Raw genomic sequence first — 15,110 nt, 5'->3', positions numbered from 1 at the left:
GAGGCATGGCGAGCGTGTTGGTGACGGGCATGTCGGGAACCGGGAAGACCACGCTGCTCCACGAGCTGGCCCGTCGCGGCTTTCGCACCGTCGATACCGACTATGACGGCTGGACCCTGGCCGATGGGAGTTGGGACGCGACGCGGATGACGGCTCTGCTCGACCAGCATCCCGATGTCATCGTGTCCGGCACAACGGACAACCAGGTGGATTTCTACGACCGGTTCGGCCACGTGGTGCTGCTCAGCGTGCCGCTGGATGTGGCGATCGCACGCGTGAGCTCGCGCACCGACAATCCGTATGGCAGCACCGCGGCGGAGCGAACCGAGATAGCGCGGAACACCGAGGAGGTCGAACCCCTGCTGCGCGACAGCGCCTCCGTGGAACTGGACGGGCGCCGTCCGGTGGCCGAGCTGGCCGACCGCGTCGCGAAGCTAGTGCTCCTTTGACGCTGTCGAGATGACATCTATGTGGGTGTTGTCGCGAGATTTCCCCGCGTGGATGTCATCTCGGCGCTTGTGTCGGGTGGGGACAGCGACCAGACGGTCAGATATGCGAGCCCGAAGAACGCGGCGACGGCCACCGCGACTCCGGTATGTGCGACAAACGCGAACGGGGAGCTGACCCATTCCAGGGTGCTGGCCGCGACGGCGCCGGGGCGGTGGATCAGGTCCCACGAGTTCCAGCGCTGGAAGCGTCCGATCACCACACCCACGGCGCACAGGCCCACCGAGACGACGACGACCATCCACCCGGTGACGACGCCGAAGTCGCGCTGAATTCTCCTGTGCACCAACCGCAGTGACACGACCCCGAGAACGATTCCGGTCCAGGCCGCCACACCGTACTGCAGGACGTGCCGCCAGAACGCGATGCCGTCGATCAGGTGCACCAGGTCGGTGACGAGGTACGGCGCGTTGGGCAAGAAGGCGAGCCACACCAGCCCGATCGGAATCAGCCAGATCTTGTGCCGGACCGCCGAAAAGGCCAGCGCGGCGAAGACCGGCAGCCACGCCAGGAACAGATTCCAGATGAGGAAGCGCGTCGGATAGAACATGGGGGCGGCCGGGTCGGTGACGCCGAGTAGGAAGGTCAGCAGGCTGGTTGCGACCAGTGAAAGAACCAGCACGGCACGTCGGGCTTCGGTCATCCGTCAAGTTTGCCCGAAGGTGGCCGTAGACGTCAGCCGGCGACGGCCCGGATGAACCCGACGGCCGCTTCTTCCAGCTGTTGTAGTCCGGGATCCTCCAGGGGGTAATGCCCTGCACCCTCCAGCGGCACCACCGTCACCGGAACTTGCGTGATGGGATCGAGCACCGGCTTGCTGAACTCGTACGGGGTCCACCGGTCCTCTTCGGGCTGGGTGAGGATGATCGGACACACGTCGAAATCGGCGGGCTCGATGGCGGGGGCGTAGCTCATGTAGTCGGCCAGGAACTTCACGCTGACCCAGTTGGCGGCGGAGGTGCGGTCCTTCATGAAGACCTTCATGGCCGCCCGGCTGTTGGCCAGTGTGCTCATCTTCGCGGCCAGCCACATGGGGTAGCGGACCCGCCGAGCGGGGGTCTTGGCAGCGAGCCGCAGAAAGGGCACGCCCACCCGCGCGGTCAGCAGATCATGGGCGGTGCCGTCGGCCACCTTGCGCACCCGTTGGTCCAGGAACGTCATGCCGATGATGCCACGCACCGTGTCGCGGGGCGCCTTCGCGGCCACGTGGTAGGCCAGCATGCCGCCGGCGCTGAGCCCGTACAGCACGATGGGGCGCACGTCGCGGCGCCGTTCGTACTCCAGGTAGTCGACCACCAGATCCACCCAGTCGCCGTACCCCGGCACCGTGCCCGGTGCCACGTCGGTCAGGCCGTAGCCCAGGTTGTCGATGGCGATGGTCTCGAAGCCCCTGCGCGCCAACGGAGCACCGAGGATGAGCGACATCTGGCGGCCATTGGTGCCGACGCCGTGCAGCAGCACCACCTTCACCGACGCCGCGGAATCGGCGTAGCGGTCCAGATGCACCTGGTTGCCGCGCCACTCCCAGAACTCCTCCTGCGGCACCGAGGACTCGTCGAGACGCAGCCGTTCGGGCAGGAACATCTGGAGGTCTTTCCAGGCTTGTTGGTCGCGGTAGTAGCGAGGCATACGGGCAACCCTATGTGTCGTCTGAGTACGGCGGTACCCCGGAATGCACGAAGCCCCCGTCTCCCAGCGGGAGAACGGGGGCTTCGTGATCGACGAATCAGAAGGCGGCTTCGTCCAGCTCCATGATGTCGTTGTCGACGTTGTCCAGGATGGCCCGCGTCGAGGTCAGCTGCGGCAGCATGTTCTTGGCGAAGAACGAGGCAGCCGCGATCTTGCCCTCGTAGAAGGACTTGTCGGCGCCGGTGGCACCGGCATCCAGGGCCTCGATGGCCACGGCGGCCTGACGCTGCAGCAGCCAGCCGATCAGCAGGTCGCCGACGCTCATCAGGAAGCGCACGGAGGCCGTGCCCACCTTGTAGACCTGGGTGATCTCCTGCTGGGCGGCCATCAGGTTGGCGGTCATGGTCGCCGCCATGGCCTGCACGTCCTCCAGAGCCGTTGCGAGCAGTGCGCGCTCGGCCTTCAGGCGGCCGTTGCCGGTCTCGCTCTTGACGAACTCTTCGATCTGGCCGGAGACGTAGGCCAGTGACTTGCCCTGGTCCTTGACGATCTTCCGGAAGAAGAAGTCCTGGGCCTGGATGGCCGTGGTGCCCTCGTACAGCGAGTCGATCTTGGCGTCGCGGATGTACTGCTCGATCGGGTAGTCCTGCAGGAAGCCGGAACCACCGAAGGTCTGCAGGCTCTCGGTCAGCTTCTCGTAGGCGCGCTCGGAACCCACACCCTTGATGACCGGCAGCAGCAGGTCGTTGAGCTTGACCGCATCCTCGGCCTCGACACCGTTGATGGTCTTGGCGGCAACGGCGTCCTGGAAGGTGGTGGCGTAGAGGTACAGCGCGCGCAGGCCCTCGGCGTATGCCTTCTGGGTCATCAGCGAGCGGCGCACGTCCGGGTGGTGCGTGATGGTGACGCGCGGGGCGGTCTTGTCGGTCAGCTGGGTCATGTCCGCACCCTGCACGCGGGTTTTGGCGTACTCCAGCGCGTTCAGGTAGCCGGTCGACAGGGTGGCGATGGCCTTGGTGCCCACCATCATGCGGGCCTGCTCGATCACGTCGAACATCTGCGCGATGCCGTTGTGCACCTCACCGACAAGCCAGCCCTTGGCGGGAACACCGTGCTGTCCCAGGCTCAGCTCACAGGTGGCCGAAACCTTCAGGCCCATCTTGTGCTCGACGTTGGTGACGAAGACGCCGTTGCGCTCGCCCGGCTCGCCGGTCTCGAAGTTGGGGATGAACTTGGGCACGAAGAACAGCGACAGACCCTTGGTGCCGGGGCCGGCGCCCTCGGGGCGGGCCAGCACCAGATGCATGATGTTCTCGAACATGTCGTCCGAGTCGGCCGACGTGATGAAGCGCTTCACGCCGTCGATGTGCCAGGAGCCGTCGTCCTGCTTGACGGCCTTGGTGCGTCCGGCGCCCACATCGGAACCGGCGTCGGGCTCGGTGAGCACCATGGTGGCACCCCAGCCGCGCTCGGCGACGAACTCGGCCCACTTCTTCTGCTCATCGGTGGCCACGTTGTAGAAGATCTGAGCGAAACCGGCGCCGCCGCTGTACATCCAGACGGCCGGGTTGGCGCCCAGGATCATCTCCTGGATGGCCCAGGACAGCGCGCGCGGAACGGGGGTGCCGCCGAGCTCCTCCTGCAGACCGACGCGATCCCAGCCGGCCTCGGTGATGGCCTTGACCGACTTCTTGAAAGCCTCGGGGATGGCCACCGAGTGGGTCTCCGGGTCGAAGACCGGTGGGTTGCGGTCGCCCTCGGCGAACGAGTCGGCCAGCGGGCCCTCGGCGAGGGTGCGCATCTCGGCAAGGAAGGTACGAGCGGTGTCTTCGTCCAGCTCGGGGAATTCCTCGCCGCCGAATACCTGCTGGATCTTGAAGAGCTCGAAGAGGTTGAACTCCAGGTCGCGGACGTTCGACTTGTAGTGGCCCATGTGCGTCATTGCCTTTTCTTTGGGGGCTGTTCTGATATTCGGTTGGGTTCTTACTTCTGATTAAGTTACCCACCGGTAACAACTGAACTATACCGCCGAGTACCGTGTGACAAAAGTCCTGGCCTTGTGGTTGTGATCACAATTCGATATCGCAGGTCAGGGCTGGTTTTTTCGCATTTGGGCGAGTGATGTCAGACCGGTGGTGTTGGCTTGTGCGTGCCAGCTCACAGCCCATGAGAGGAACCTCGTATGCCCGCCATGCCCCCGCCCGTTGCGAATGAGTTGGACGGGCTGATCGAGTACATCGCCCAGCAGCAAGACGCGTTCCGGATCGTGGCCTTCGGATTGACCGACGAGCAGGCCCGCCTGACCCCGACCGCCGGCACCCTCTCCGTCGGTGGGTTGATCAAGCATGTCACCAACATGCAGGCGGCTTGGACGGACAAGATTCTCGCTGCGCCCGGTGCGGGACCCGACCGTCAGCGGGCCGACGACGAGTTCCTCTTGCGTGAGGACGAGACACTCGCCGGCGCCTTGGCGGCATTCACCGTGCAGAGCGCGACCACACTCGCCGCGATCAAGGAGAAGGGGCTGGAAACACCCGTACCCGTTCCGTCGGCACCGTGGTTTCCCAAGGATGTCGAGGCGTGGAATGTGCGATGGGTGGCGCTGCACCTCATCGAGGAACTGGCCCGGCATGCGGGGCACGCGGACATCGTCCGTGAATCCATCGATGGCGCAACCACGTACGAGCTCCTGGCGGCCGCTGAGGGCTGGGAGCCGACGGACTGGCTCAAGCCCTGGACGCCCAAGGGCTAGCGGCCGTAGCGCAGGATTCTCATGGTGGTCGCGAAATTCAGCGCGGTGGCGCTGAGTGACCCGGCGGCGTCGTTCCGGTTGGACGCGCCGCTGGCCAGGATGTACACGAGCAGTCCGCGCACGACATTGAACGACACGTGCTGACGAACTCCGTTTGCCCCTGACGGAAACATGAAACAGGTTTCCGTTGTGGTGAGCTCCTTTTGGCCGTCCTGGACCGGGGCCGGCTCGTCGAATTCGAACGAGCATCGCCATGTGGTGCTGCCGCCGGGGATCGTGTAAGCAATGGCGTCGCACTTCTTCAACGTGTCGGACGCGCCGTCGGCAGAGAGGGCTTCGGCTGCCGGGACGATTCTGATCAGGATCTCGCGCTCGGGTTTCTTGCGGTCGCGCAGATACAGCGTCGACGTCTCGCGATCTTTGGAACGTAAGGTCCAGGCCGGGTCAATGGTGTTGCAGCCCACGGGAGTTCCGCCGATGCTGGTGGCCGAACCGGGCGGCACCGCCGGATTGAACTCGCCGGACTTGAAGGTGGGCGCCGGGTTCTTCTCCCACCCGTCCGGATAGTCGAACTGTCCGGGCAACAAAGTGTCGAGGATGGAGTTGGGTTGCCCGGCCAATGATTCGCCGGGCTTCACCTTGGAGGGGCTGGGCGCGGAATGGGCGCCGGGACGTGTTCCGCGGTCGTGACGAGGCCAGATCACGACGGCAACGACAGCCGATGCGATGAGCAGGATGGCGGCACCCGCAATGGCCGCAATTCGCTTGTGCTTGCTCAATGTCCGCGCCGTGTCCGCCACCGCAAGGGGCGCGGCGGTCTGCGCGAGGGGGCGAGGCGTCGTGGTCGGTACGGGTTGAGTCACCGTCTGCCGATGTTGGGCCGGGTCGGCCAGGATCTGCTGGGCGGCCAGCGCGAACTCTCCGGCGCTTTGATACCGATCAGCGGGATTCTTGGCCATCGCCTTGGCGATCAGCGCATCCATCGATTCGGGAACCGAGGCGAACTGGGATATCCGGGGTGGAGGCGCGGAGAGGTGGGCGTTGATGATCGCGGGCAGCGAGGCGCCGGAGCCGAACGGAGGCTGACCCGCCAGCATTCGAAAAAGCGTGCAGCCCAAGGCGTAAACATCGGCGCGGCCGTCGACTGCCGCGCCGGACAGCACCTCCGGGGCGGCGTAGGCGATGGTGGCGGTGACGTTCCCGGCCGAGGTGACGGTGTTGCTGTCGTCGAGCGCCCGAGTAACACCGAAGTCGCCCAGCATGATTCGGCGATCACCCTCGGAAATCAGGACGTTGGCGGGCTTGACATCGCGGTGCACCAGCCCGCGGGTGTGTAGATAGTCCAGCGCTTTGCTCACCTCGCTGACGATGTGAACCGCCCGGGTCAGGGAGATGCGTCCGTTCACGGACTCCGAGTGCGCGTCGCTGCCCTGGATGTACTGCATGGCGATCCACAGATCGCCCTCCGGCGTTTCGCCGCGGTTGTGCACCGTGACGATGTTCGGATGGTCCAGGGACGCGGCCAGTGAAGCCTCCCGCATGAACCGTGCGCGAAACGCGGGGTCCCGTGAAGCCTGGGCGCTGAGGATCTTCAGTGCCTCGGAACGCTGCAGGTTCGGATTCGAGGCCAGGTACACGGTCCCCATGCCGCCGCGGCCGAGGACACGCTCTATCTGGTACCCGGATATGACCGTCCCCGGTGGTAGGTCCCCGGCGTGCTGGCTACCCGGACCCGGTGAGGGCCTCTCCGATGACGTCATTCCCCTGCGCGTCCCTCTCGCCCGACGGTTTGGCCATCGTACTTGGGATATTTCCTCATGGCGGTCAAGACCGTGGCCCCTTTGGTGCTTGTCGAGGACCATGGGGTTGTGGGTGAGCTTCCCGTTGTCGACCTGTCGAGTGATCCGCACCAGCTACGCGCGACGCTGCGTGAGGTGGCCCATGAGGTCGGGTTCTTCTATCTCACCGGTCACGGGGTTTCGCCGCTTTTGGTCGACGAGGTGCTCTCGGCTGCCCGCCGGCTTTTTGCCCTTCCGGACGCGGACAAGGACGCCGTCGCCATGGTGCGCAGCCCCCACTTCCGCGGCTTTACCCGGTTGGGCGGCGAACTGACCGGTGGGCTCACCGACTGGCGCGAGCAGATCGACGTCGGGCCGGAACGCGCGGTCACTGCGCCGGTACGGGGGCGCGATTACCTGTGGCTGCAAGGGCCCAACCAGTGGCCGAAGGCCGTCCCCGAGCTGAGGACGGCACTGGCTCGCTGGGACGACGCCCTGGCGGATGTGGGGCGAAAGCTGCTGCGGGAATGCGCCATTGCCCTCGGCTCAGTCGGTGGAGTGTTCGACGAGGCATTTGGCACCGAACCCGCGACGCTGATCAAGGTCATCCGATATCCCGCGACCGGCACCACCGAGCAGGGCGTGGGCGCGCATCGTGACTCCGGTGTGCTGACCCTGCTGCTGGCCGAACCGGATGCCGGGGGACTACAGGTCGAGGTGGACGGGACCTGGCTGGATGCGCCCGGACGCGCAGGCGCGTTCATCGTGAACATCGGTGAGCTCCTGGAACGGGCCAGTGGTGGGTACCTGCGCGCCACCCGCCACCGAGTGACCTTGACGGGTACGCCTCGGATTTCGGTCGCCTATTTCTTCAACCCGAGGCTGGACGCGCACATCCCGGCACTGGAGCTGCCACCGCAACTTCGGGACCGCGCCCGGGGGATCCGTGCCGATCCTGGCGATCCCATCCACGCCACGTATGGCGAGAACGCCTGGAAGAGCCGGCTGCGTGCCCACCCGGATGTGGCTGCGGCGCACGGGCACCGCGGGGGCTAGCGATCCTTCGGTTCTGCTCCGCGAACCAGTAGTGCGGGTAATACTCGGATTGTGGCAAACTATTTCCACATACTGAGGAGGAGAACCATGCGAACGATCTGTTCGGTGGCGGTGGGGTTCGGTTTGGCGGCATCCGTGTTCGCTGCGCCCATTGCGTCGGCCATTCCCGGAGACGGCCCGGTTGCGGTCCAGTGCCAGGTGTATGCCAATAACAACTTCGGTCCCCCTGGGTTTGGGCCAGGCAGCATGCCGGGTATGGGATTCGGGATGAAGCAGTGGGCGGGCACGGTGATTGGCCGCGGAAGTAACGAGGGCGAGGCGCGTCAAGACGCGGAACGGCAGATGTGGGGGCCGTACGGCATGGCGCCGGAGCTTCGCGACTGCGTACCCGCGGCCTAGCGAGCGAAACAAGATCACTCGGCAGGTGATCGACTAGGCAACGCTCTGGCGCTCCTGTCGCTCACCCGCGCTAGATGCTGCGGGCTTTGAACTGGGGTTCGGTCTTCTCGATGCCCGCCTTGCGTGCGATCGCGAAGTTGGCTCCGCGCATGAGCCGCAGCTGTAGACGACGCTCCAGGCCGAAGGCGCGGCGCGGCACCATCGACCATGCCCTGTCGAACAGGGTCTTGGTGGCGGCCACCGAATCGGGAGATCGGATGAGGATCTGGTCGATGAGTTCGGATGCGTCGGCCTCGGGATCGGCGCTCACCTGAGTGACCAGCCCGATCTCCTTGGCGTAGAAGCCGTCGAACATCTCACCGGTCATGGTGAGCCGTTTGGCGGTATCGATTCCGATCAATTGACTCAGCGTGACGCTTCCGGACATGTCGGGGATCAGGCCCCACTTGGCTTCCAGGATCGAGAACTCCGCGTCGGGCGTGGTGAACCGGAAGTCCGCGGCCAGTGCCAGCTGTAACCCGCCGCCGTAGCAACGGCCGTGGATGACGGCGATCACCGGGATGCGCAGCCGGCGCCACGCCCAGCACGCCTCCTGAAAACCATTGGTGCCCAGCCATGGGAGCGGAATGAAGTTCGCGACGACGCGCGCCGGGTCCTTGCCGGCGGCCGCGAAATCCAGTCCGGTAGAAAATGCGTCCCCCTCACCGGACAACACCACCACGCGGATCGAGGTGTCCGAGGCAATATGGCGGGCGGCGGCGGTCAGCCCGCCCAGCATGTCGATGGTGAGGCCGTTGAGCTTCTCGGGCCGAGACAAGGTGACGCGAGCTACCTGTCCATCGACGCGTAGGGTCACATGTGACGTCATGAAGCAAGACTAGAGGTGACATCCAGTTATGACGAGCGATACCACTTTGGACGCGGCGACGCTGCGGGAGGCGTTCGGGCACTTCCCGACCGGCGTGGTTGCCATTGCCGCAGAGATCGGCGGTACGCGAACCGGATTGGCGGCCAGCACGTTCGTGCCGGTGTCCCTGGATCCACCGTTGGTGGCGTTCTGCGTACAGAACTCCTCGACCACATGGCCCAATCTGCGAGTGGCTCCCCGCCTCGGCATCAGCGTGCTGGGGGAGGCGCATGACGACGCCGCGCGCACCCTGGCGGCCAAGACCGGGGACCGGTTCGCCGGACTGGATACCTCCACCACCGACACCGGTGCGGTGTTCATCGGCGGCACCACGGCCTGGATCGAGACGTCCATCGAGTCCGAGGTGCCCGCCGGTGATCATGCGATCGTCATCCTGAACATTCACGGGTTGACGGTGCATTCATCCGTCGCGCCGATCGTGTTCCACCGCAGCAAGTTCCGCAAGCTGCTGGGTTAGACCGGTACGGCGTACGGGCCGGACCGATTGGTCCGGGCCCATTCCAGTTCCGCTGCCGAGTTCATCGGGGGCGGAACCAGCCCGTTGATCATCCAGAGTTCCTCGCTGGTCTCGTCGATGTGGAACTCCCAATGCAGGCCCGGTTTGTCGAGATGGGGCTTCAGGACGCTGCCGAGATGCCGGGTGATGCGCTCGCGCCCGGCCTTGTCGGGCAGGGTGCGCGCGATGTGATCGACGACGATCCGCACGGCGGCCTCGGTCCTTTCGCCGCCCACGTAGAAGTCGGCCGATTCGATCTGTTTGAACACCGTGACCACGTAGAACCGTGGTAGTCCCACGGCGACGTAGACCTCGGTGATGCTCTTGGCGAGTTCAGATTTCTCGTTGTCGGAAAACGCATTTGGCGTGTGATAGATCGTCCATAGCGGCATGTCGGGTCCTTGGGTTCGTTTGGCCGGGTAGTGGTCAGTGGCCTGGGCGGTAGGCGAGGTTCTCCACCGGGCCCGCCAGCTGAGACTTGATCTGGACGGTGAGTTCGTCGGTCAGCACCTCGTTGTCGCCCTTCTCCAGCGCGTCGATGATGCGTGCCGCGATCACCGCCGGCGGTGTCTTCGGTACGGGCAGCGCCGTGACCATGTCGGTGTCGATGAATCCAGCGTGCACGCCCAGCACGTGGGTGTGCTGTGCCTCCAGCTCCAGGCGCAGCGTGTTGGTCACCGACCAGATGGCTGCCTTGGACGCCCCGTATGCACCCGCGCCGCCCAACCAGGAGAGCACCGAATGGATGTTCACGATCGCGCCGCCGCCGTTGTCCTTGAGGATGGGCGCGAATGCCCGCACGACCCGCAATGGGCCAAAGACGTTGGTCTGGAACGTCGCATCGATTTTGTCGAAGTCGCCGCTGAGCAGTGAGTCGGGATGCAGCACTCCGGCGTTGTTGATCACGATCTCGACATCGGTCAGATCGTGGGCCAGGGTCGCGACCGAAGCCTCGGAGGAAACCTCGAGTTGTTTGGTGACCACCTGCTCGCGGGAATCCTCGAACGGTGCCCGTGCGGTGCTGTAGACCTTGCGTGCTCCCCGGCTCAGCGCCTCGTCGACGAGGGCGGCACCCAACCCGCGGCGTCCCCCGGTGACCAGCACGACCTTGTTCTCGATCATTCCCATCTCCTAACTAACGAATACGTTAGTCAGAACGCTAGCCGGACTAGCTGGATAACGCAAGCGTTAGTTACAATGGCGAGGTGAGCATGGAGTTCGAGCGCCTACTGCGGGACCGGTCCCGCTGGAACACCGACGCGTGTTCTATCGGGAAGGCACTGGACCTGCTCGGCACCAAGACGGCATTCTTGATCGTCCGCGAATGCTTCTATGGTTCGACGAAATTCGATGAATTCGCCGACCGCATCGGGGTATCGGCCCCCGCGGTGTCGCGCGCCCTCAAGCAGCTGGAAGCCGCGGGCGTCGTCGAGAAGGTGCCTTATCGGGAGCCGGGTCAACGCGAGCGTGACGGGTATGTCTTGACGCGAATGGGTGAGGATCTGCTTCCTGTGCTGTTGGCCCTGCTCAAGTGGGGGGACGAGTACCTACAGGACGGCCGTAAGCCGTTGACGTTGATCGACAAGAAGACCGGTCGGGAAATCGGGGTCGAGGTGACCTCGCAGCCTGGTCAGGCAGTGTCGGCGGACGGAATTGAGGTTCGCTTCGCCCGTCCCGCGGCTGGCTGAGGCCGGGCTCACCCGTTCCAGAAGTGCCGGTACGGGTCGATCCACTGATCGATCGGGATCAGGCCGTCCGCTCGCAGCGCGTAAATCCGCCGTTGTGCGTCCGCCCTGACGTCGACCATCCCCACCTCACGCAATACGCGCAGATGCCGCGAGACGGTGGGTTGTGTGAGGCCGGGCAGTGTCGCAACGAGGTCCCCGGCGGTCCATTCGCCACCCGCCAGCGCATCGAGCAGGATCCGTCGGTTGGGTTCGGCGACCGCTTCGAAGGCGTCCATACTTCGAGTATCGCATTACATCTATATAGATGCAATTACATATAGGGCAGCTGTAAAAACTGCGTCCCGGGGCGGGGCAGCCTAGGGGCGCTTGGCGAGCTCTTCTTGGTACGCACGGACGCGATCGCGAATCTCCCGTGCATCGTCGTCGCGACCTTCGCGCTCGGCGAGATCGGCACGTAACGAGAGTTCTTTGATCGCGGTACGGATATCCGCGACGCTCACGGTGTCACCCATATTCCGATGCTGCCCGCATCGCCAGTAATGGGCATTGGCAACCAGTCACAAAGTCCTGGCCGACTACTTGGAGCTCAGCGGTGCCCGATGATCGAACGGAGCTTGCCGAGCTGCCATTTGGCGATGGGACGCACGAGGGGTGCACCCAGACGCAGCGGGAGCCAACCCACCCACTGGGGGGTGCCCCCCACATGCCAGGTGAGCCGCGTGCCGCCGGTTCCGTTGTCGGCCACCTCAAAGACCTCTGCGGCCGAGTCGAGCACCAGCGGAACAGAGCACGCGGTCGCGGTGACACCCAGCGCGTACCCGGGCTCGTTGACGACGATCTGCTCGGCCAGCACGACGAAGGTATTGACCAGTGCGCGCTTGGTCCCCACGTCGCGCAGGGCCGTACCGGCGTAGTCCACGCCCCTGGTGAAGGGGGTCCAGCTCATGAATCGCTCGTCCAGAAGTGCCTTGAACACCTGCTCGGGAGGGTTGAAGAAGTCACGCTGCACCGAGAGTGCGAAGGAGGCCTCGGAGTCCAGGTACTCGCGCAGTTGGTCGGCCGCCACCGGGGTGAGGTTGAATCGCGCTGCGGAGATGCCGCCCGCGGCCAGAATCGCCAGCAGGATCAGGCCCGCAAGGGCGCCCGCCGCTGCCAGAACGGCAATGGAGATGACGATGACCAGCCAGGTTTCCATCGCGACAACCTAGCTAACGGCGAAATAGCTTGTTGCCCAACCACACGATCGGGTCGTACTTGCGATCGGCGACGCGTTCTTTCATCGGGATCAGCGCATTGTCGGTGATGTGGATGCCCTCGGGGCATACCTCGGTGCAGCATTTGGTGATGTTGCAATAGCCCAGGCCAAGTTCCTCCTGCGCCACTTCGCGCCGGTCGGCGACATCGAGCGGATGCATTTCGAGTTCGGCCACGCGCATCAGGTAGCGCGGCCCGGCGAAGGCCTTCTTGTTCTCTTCGTGATCGCGCACCGCGTGGCAGGTGTTCTGGCACAAGAAGCATTCGATGCATTTGCGGAATTCCTGCGACCGTTCCACGTCCTCTTGCTGCATCCGGTACTCGCCCGGCTTCAGGTTCTCGGGAGGCGTGAACGACTGGACTTCCCTGGCCTTTTGGTAGTTGAACGACACATCGGTGACCAAGTCGCGGATCACGGGAAAGGCGCGAAGCGGTGTCACGGTGACGGTCTCGGACTCGTCGAACGTCGACATCCGGGTCATGCACATCAACCGGGGCCGGCCGTTGATCTCGGCCGAGCAGGAGCCGCACTTGCCGGCCTTGCAGTTCCAGCGCACCGCCAGGTCCGAGGCCTGGGTGGCCTGGATGCGGTGGATGATGTCGAGCACCACCTCGCCCTCGCTCACCGGAACGGTGTAGTCGATGAGCTCACCGCCGTCGTCGTCGCCTCGCCAGACCCGGAGGTGCGCGTCGTAGCTCACGTCAGGACTTCCTTCCTGGGTGGTCCGCCAGTTCTTCGGGCGTGAAGTACTTTTCCAGCTCGCTGATCTCGAAAAGTTCCAAAAGATCTGGGCGTAAGGGGATCTGCGGCTCGGGTGTGACGAGTACATCGGGCACCGCCGGATCGCCGCCGGTGGTGCTGCACACCAGCAGGGTCTTGCGCCAAGTGGCATCCATGTCGGGATGGTCATCGCGGGTGTGCCCGCCTCGGCTCTCGGTGCGCAGCAGTGCAGCCTTGGCCACGCACTCACTGACCAGCAGCATGTTGCGCATGTCGATGGCCAGGTGCCAGCCCGGGTTGAACTGCCGGTGCCCCTCCACCGCAACGTGTTTGAAGCGCTCCTTGAGCTCGTTCAGGCGATTGATCGCCTCCTGGACCTCCACGTCCGTGCGGATGATGCCGACGAGGTCGTTCATGGCCTGCTGCAAGTCGGTGTGCAGGGTGTACGGATTTTCGGCACCCTCGGCCGCCGGGTCGCCGAAGGGCGCCAGCGCCAGCGCGGCGGCCTTGTCGACGTCGGCCTCGGTGATCTGTGGGCGAGAGGTGAGTCCCTTGACGTAGTCGGCAGCCCCCAGGCCGGCGCGGCGCCCGAACACCAGCAGGTCGGAAAGGGAGTTGCCGCCCAACCGATTTGACCCGTGCATGCCGCCGGAGCATTCACCGGCCGCGAAGAGGCCGGGCACCGTCGCGGCCCCGCTGTCGGGATCGACCTCGATGCCACCCATCACGTAGTGACAGGTCGGACCGACTTCCATGTCGTCCTTGGTGATGTCGACCTCGGCCAGCTCTTTGAACTGGTGGTACATCGACGGCAGTCGCTTCTTGATCTCCTCGGTGGGGATACGCGAGGCGATGTCCAGGTACACGCCACCGTGCGGGGTACCGCGGCCCGCCTTGACCTCGGCGTTGATGGCCCGGGCGACCTCGTCGCGCGGCAGCAGGTCGGGGGTGCGGCGCGCGGAGTCGTTGTCCTTGAGCCACTGGTCGGCTTCTTCCTCGGTTTCGGCGTACTGCCCCTTGAACACCGAGGGGATGTAGTCGAACATGAACCGCTTGCCCTCGGAGTTCTTGAGCACACCGCCGTCGCCGCGCACGCCCTCGGTGACCAGGATGCCCTTGACCGAGGGCGGCCAGACCATGCCCGTCGGGTGAAACTGGATGAACTCCATGTTGATCAGCGTCCCGCCGGCGCGCAGCGCCAGCGCATGTCCGTCGCCGGTGTACTCCCAGGAGTTCGACGACACCTTGAACGACTTGCCGATTCCGCCCGTCGCCAAGACCACGGCGGGAGCCTCGAACAGGATGAAACGGCCGCTCTCTCGCCAATATCCGAACGCGCCGGAGATGCGGTCACCGTCCAAGAGCAGGTCGGTGACCGTGCATTCGGCGAAGATCTTGATGCGCGCCTCGTAGTCGCCGGTCTCGGCGAAGTCCTCCTGCTGCAGCGAGACGATCTTCTGCTGCATGGTGCGGATGATCTCCAGACCGGTGCGGTCACCGACGTGCGCGAGCCGCGGATAGGTGTGGCCGCCGAAGTTGCGCTGACTGATCCGGCCGTCCTTGGTCCTGTCGAACAACGCGCCGTAGGTTTCCAGCTCCCAGACCCGGTCCGGCGCCTCCCGAGCGTGCAACTCAGCCATCCGCCAGTTGTTGAGGAACTTGCCGCCGCGCATGGTGTCACCGAAATGCACCTGCCAGCTGTCCTTGTCGTTGGCGTTGCCCATCGACGCCGCGCAGCCGCCCTCGGCCATCACGGTGTGCGCCTTGCCGAACAGTGACTTGCAGACCACCGCGACCTTGAAGCCCTGCTCGCGTGCCTCGATGACGGCGCGCAGGCCGGCGCCGCCGGCACCGATCACGACCACGTCGTATTGGTGCCGTTCGAGTTCAGCCATTAATTAA

General features: G+C 64.9%; 18 protein-coding genes. 6 read left to right on the top strand and 12 right to left on the bottom strand.

What is annotated here, in order from left to right:
* Window positions 1-5 precede the first annotated feature (5 nt).
* Window positions 6-449 carry an AAA family ATPase gene (locus MYCSP_RS20990; RefSeq protein WP_083014281.1) on the top strand — a complete coding sequence of 148 codons (444 nt, stop codon included), beginning with the start codon at window positions 6-8 and terminating at the stop codon, window positions 447-449.
* 17 nt (window positions 450-466) lie between these two features.
* Here the strand turns inward: MYCSP_RS20990 and MYCSP_RS20985 are convergent, their stop codons facing one another.
* From MYCSP_RS20985 to MYCSP_RS20975, 3 genes are all read right to left on the bottom strand, one after another.
* On the bottom strand, window positions 467-1,150 hold the full coding sequence (locus MYCSP_RS20985) for a DUF1361 domain-containing protein (RefSeq protein ID WP_083014283.1): 684 nt from the start codon (window positions 1,148-1,150) through the stop codon (window positions 467-469).
* 32 nt (window positions 1,151-1,182) lie between these two features.
* Entirely contained in the window at window positions 1,183-2,136 is a 954-nt protein-coding gene (locus MYCSP_RS20980) for an alpha/beta hydrolase (RefSeq protein ID WP_083014285.1), read from the bottom strand.
* Between the two features lie 97 nt (window positions 2,137-2,233).
* Window positions 2,234-4,069, bottom strand: a complete 1,836-nt coding sequence (locus tag MYCSP_RS20975; RefSeq protein ID WP_070912046.1) for an acyl-CoA dehydrogenase — start codon at window positions 4,067-4,069, stop codon at window positions 2,234-2,236.
* Between the two features lie 249 nt (window positions 4,070-4,318).
* Here MYCSP_RS20975 and MYCSP_RS20970 point away from each other — a divergent pair, with 249 nt between their 5' ends.
* Window positions 4,319-4,888: a DinB family protein gene (locus tag MYCSP_RS20970; RefSeq protein ID WP_083014287.1), complete on the top strand. Its 570-nt coding sequence runs from the start codon at window positions 4,319-4,321 to the stop codon at window positions 4,886-4,888.
* Here the strand turns inward: MYCSP_RS20970 and MYCSP_RS20965 are convergent.
* On the bottom strand, window positions 4,885-6,648 hold the full coding sequence (locus MYCSP_RS20965) for a serine/threonine-protein kinase (protein WP_088415001.1): 1,764 nt from the start codon (window positions 6,646-6,648) through the stop codon (window positions 4,885-4,887). The two genes, MYCSP_RS20970 and MYCSP_RS20965, sit on opposite strands and share 4 nt — an antisense overlap.
* Window positions 6,649-6,756: 108 nt before the next feature.
* Between MYCSP_RS20965 and MYCSP_RS20960 the strand changes: the two genes are divergently transcribed.
* Window positions 6,757-7,722: an isopenicillin N synthase family dioxygenase gene (locus MYCSP_RS20960; protein ID WP_162266389.1), complete on the top strand. Its 966-nt coding sequence runs from the start codon at window positions 6,757-6,759 to the stop codon at window positions 7,720-7,722.
* Window positions 7,723-7,809: 87 nt separating this feature from the next.
* Entirely contained in the window at window positions 7,810-8,121 is a 312-nt protein-coding gene (locus tag MYCSP_RS20955) for a hypothetical protein (protein ID WP_070911858.1), read from the top strand.
* Window positions 8,122-8,191: 70 nt separating this feature from the next.
* Here the strand turns inward: MYCSP_RS20955 and MYCSP_RS20950 are convergent, their stop codons facing one another.
* Window positions 8,192-8,989, bottom strand: a complete 798-nt coding sequence (locus tag MYCSP_RS20950; protein ID WP_070911859.1) for a crotonase/enoyl-CoA hydratase family protein — start codon at window positions 8,987-8,989, stop codon at window positions 8,192-8,194.
* Between the two features lie 28 nt (window positions 8,990-9,017).
* Between MYCSP_RS20950 and MYCSP_RS20945 the strand changes: the two genes are divergently transcribed.
* Window positions 9,018-9,506, top strand: a complete 489-nt coding sequence (locus tag MYCSP_RS20945) for a flavin reductase family protein (protein WP_070911860.1) — start codon at window positions 9,018-9,020, stop codon at window positions 9,504-9,506.
* Here MYCSP_RS20945 and MYCSP_RS20940 read toward each other — a convergent pair.
* The gene (locus MYCSP_RS20940; RefSeq protein ID WP_083014291.1) at window positions 9,503-9,937 is read right to left on the bottom strand and encodes a tautomerase family protein; all 435 of its coding nucleotides are present in this window, start codon (window positions 9,935-9,937) and stop codon (window positions 9,503-9,505) included. The genes MYCSP_RS20945 and MYCSP_RS20940 overlap by 4 nt on opposite strands.
* A gap of 34 nt (window positions 9,938-9,971) precedes the next feature.
* The gene (locus tag MYCSP_RS20935; protein WP_088414997.1) at window positions 9,972-10,667 is read right to left on the bottom strand and encodes an SDR family oxidoreductase; all 696 of its coding nucleotides are present in this window, start codon (window positions 10,665-10,667) and stop codon (window positions 9,972-9,974) included.
* 89 nt (window positions 10,668-10,756) lie between these two features.
* Here MYCSP_RS20935 and MYCSP_RS20930 point away from each other — a divergent pair, with 89 nt between their 5' ends.
* Window positions 10,757-11,233 carry a winged helix-turn-helix transcriptional regulator gene (locus MYCSP_RS20930; protein ID WP_088414995.1) on the top strand — a complete coding sequence of 159 codons (477 nt, stop codon included), beginning with the start codon at window positions 10,757-10,759 and terminating at the stop codon, window positions 11,231-11,233.
* Between the two features lie 8 nt (window positions 11,234-11,241).
* Here the strand turns inward: MYCSP_RS20930 and MYCSP_RS20925 are convergent, their stop codons facing one another.
* The 5 genes from MYCSP_RS20925 to MYCSP_RS20905 all read right to left on the bottom strand — a co-directional run bounded on the left by MYCSP_RS20925 (window position 11,242) and on the right by MYCSP_RS20905 (window position 15,103).
* Window positions 11,242-11,508: an ArsR/SmtB family transcription factor gene (locus MYCSP_RS20925; RefSeq protein WP_070911863.1), complete on the bottom strand. Its 267-nt coding sequence runs from the start codon at window positions 11,506-11,508 to the stop codon at window positions 11,242-11,244.
* An 81-nt stretch (window positions 11,509-11,589) separates the two neighbouring features.
* Window positions 11,590-11,745 carry a hypothetical protein gene (locus tag MYCSP_RS23365; RefSeq protein ID WP_070911864.1) on the bottom strand — a complete coding sequence of 52 codons (156 nt, stop codon included), beginning with the start codon at window positions 11,743-11,745 and terminating at the stop codon, window positions 11,590-11,592.
* 74 nt (window positions 11,746-11,819) lie between these two features.
* The gene (locus MYCSP_RS20915) at window positions 11,820-12,428 is read right to left on the bottom strand and encodes an SRPBCC family protein (protein ID WP_083014295.1); all 609 of its coding nucleotides are present in this window, start codon (window positions 12,426-12,428) and stop codon (window positions 11,820-11,822) included.
* 13 nt (window positions 12,429-12,441) lie between these two features.
* Window positions 12,442-13,188 (bottom strand): succinate dehydrogenase/fumarate reductase iron-sulfur subunit, encoded by a 747-nt coding sequence (locus MYCSP_RS20910; protein ID WP_070911866.1) that lies wholly within the window; start codon window positions 13,186-13,188, stop codon window positions 12,442-12,444.
* Window position 13,189: 1 nt separating this feature from the next.
* The gene (locus tag MYCSP_RS20905; protein WP_083014297.1) at window positions 13,190-15,103 is read right to left on the bottom strand and encodes a fumarate reductase/succinate dehydrogenase flavoprotein subunit; all 1,914 of its coding nucleotides are present in this window, start codon (window positions 15,101-15,103) and stop codon (window positions 13,190-13,192) included.
* Window positions 15,104-15,110: the final 7 nt, after the last annotated feature.

The organism is Mycobacteroides saopaulense, from assembly GCF_001456355.1.
Classification (GTDB): domain Bacteria; phylum Actinomycetota; class Actinomycetes; order Mycobacteriales; family Mycobacteriaceae; genus Mycobacterium; species Mycobacterium saopaulense.
Note: the sequence above shows the minus strand (reverse complement) of the source record. Positions and strands in the feature narration are given on the sequence as shown.

Excerpts from the sequence above, each read along its gene's own strand:
- MYCSP_RS20990 (WP_083014281.1), top strand. The coding sequence starts at position 6 with ATGGCGAGCGTGTTGGTGACGGGCATGTCGGGAACCGGGAAGACCACG.
- MYCSP_RS20985 (WP_083014283.1), bottom strand. The coding sequence starts at position 1,150 with ATGACCGAAGCCCGACGTGCCGTGCTGGTTCTTTCACTGGTCGCAACC.
- MYCSP_RS20980 (WP_083014285.1), bottom strand. The coding sequence starts at position 2,136 with ATGCCTCGCTACTACCGCGACCAACAAGCCTGGAAAGACCTCCAGATG.
- MYCSP_RS20975 (WP_070912046.1), bottom strand. The coding sequence starts at position 4,069 with ATGGGCCACTACAAGTCGAACGTCCGCGACCTGGAGTTCAACCTCTTC.
- MYCSP_RS20970 (WP_083014287.1), top strand. The coding sequence starts at position 4,319 with ATGCCCGCCATGCCCCCGCCCGTTGCGAATGAGTTGGACGGGCTGATC.
- MYCSP_RS20965 (WP_088415001.1), bottom strand. The coding sequence starts at position 6,648 with ATGACGTCATCGGAGAGGCCCTCACCGGGTCCGGGTAGCCAGCACGCC.
- MYCSP_RS20955 (WP_070911858.1), top strand. The coding sequence starts at position 7,810 with ATGCGAACGATCTGTTCGGTGGCGGTGGGGTTCGGTTTGGCGGCATCC.
- MYCSP_RS20950 (WP_070911859.1), bottom strand. The coding sequence starts at position 8,989 with ATGACGTCACATGTGACCCTACGCGTCGATGGACAGGTAGCTCGCGTC.
- MYCSP_RS20945 (WP_070911860.1), top strand. The coding sequence starts at position 9,018 with ATGACGAGCGATACCACTTTGGACGCGGCGACGCTGCGGGAGGCGTTC.
- MYCSP_RS20940 (WP_083014291.1), bottom strand. The coding sequence starts at position 9,937 with ATGCCGCTATGGACGATCTATCACACGCCAAATGCGTTTTCCGACAAC.
- MYCSP_RS20935 (WP_088414997.1), bottom strand. The coding sequence starts at position 10,667 with ATGATCGAGAACAAGGTCGTGCTGGTCACCGGGGGACGCCGCGGGTTG.
- MYCSP_RS20930 (WP_088414995.1), top strand. The coding sequence starts at position 10,757 with ATGGAGTTCGAGCGCCTACTGCGGGACCGGTCCCGCTGGAACACCGAC.
- MYCSP_RS20925 (WP_070911863.1), bottom strand. The coding sequence starts at position 11,508 with ATGGACGCCTTCGAAGCGGTCGCCGAACCCAACCGACGGATCCTGCTC.
- MYCSP_RS23365 (WP_070911864.1), bottom strand. The coding sequence starts at position 11,745 with ATGGGTGACACCGTGAGCGTCGCGGATATCCGTACCGCGATCAAAGAA.
- MYCSP_RS20915 (WP_083014295.1), bottom strand. The coding sequence starts at position 12,428 with ATGGAAACCTGGCTGGTCATCGTCATCTCCATTGCCGTTCTGGCAGCG.
- MYCSP_RS20905 (WP_083014297.1), bottom strand. The coding sequence starts at position 15,103 with ATGGCTGAACTCGAACGGCACCAATACGACGTGGTCGTGATCGGTGCC.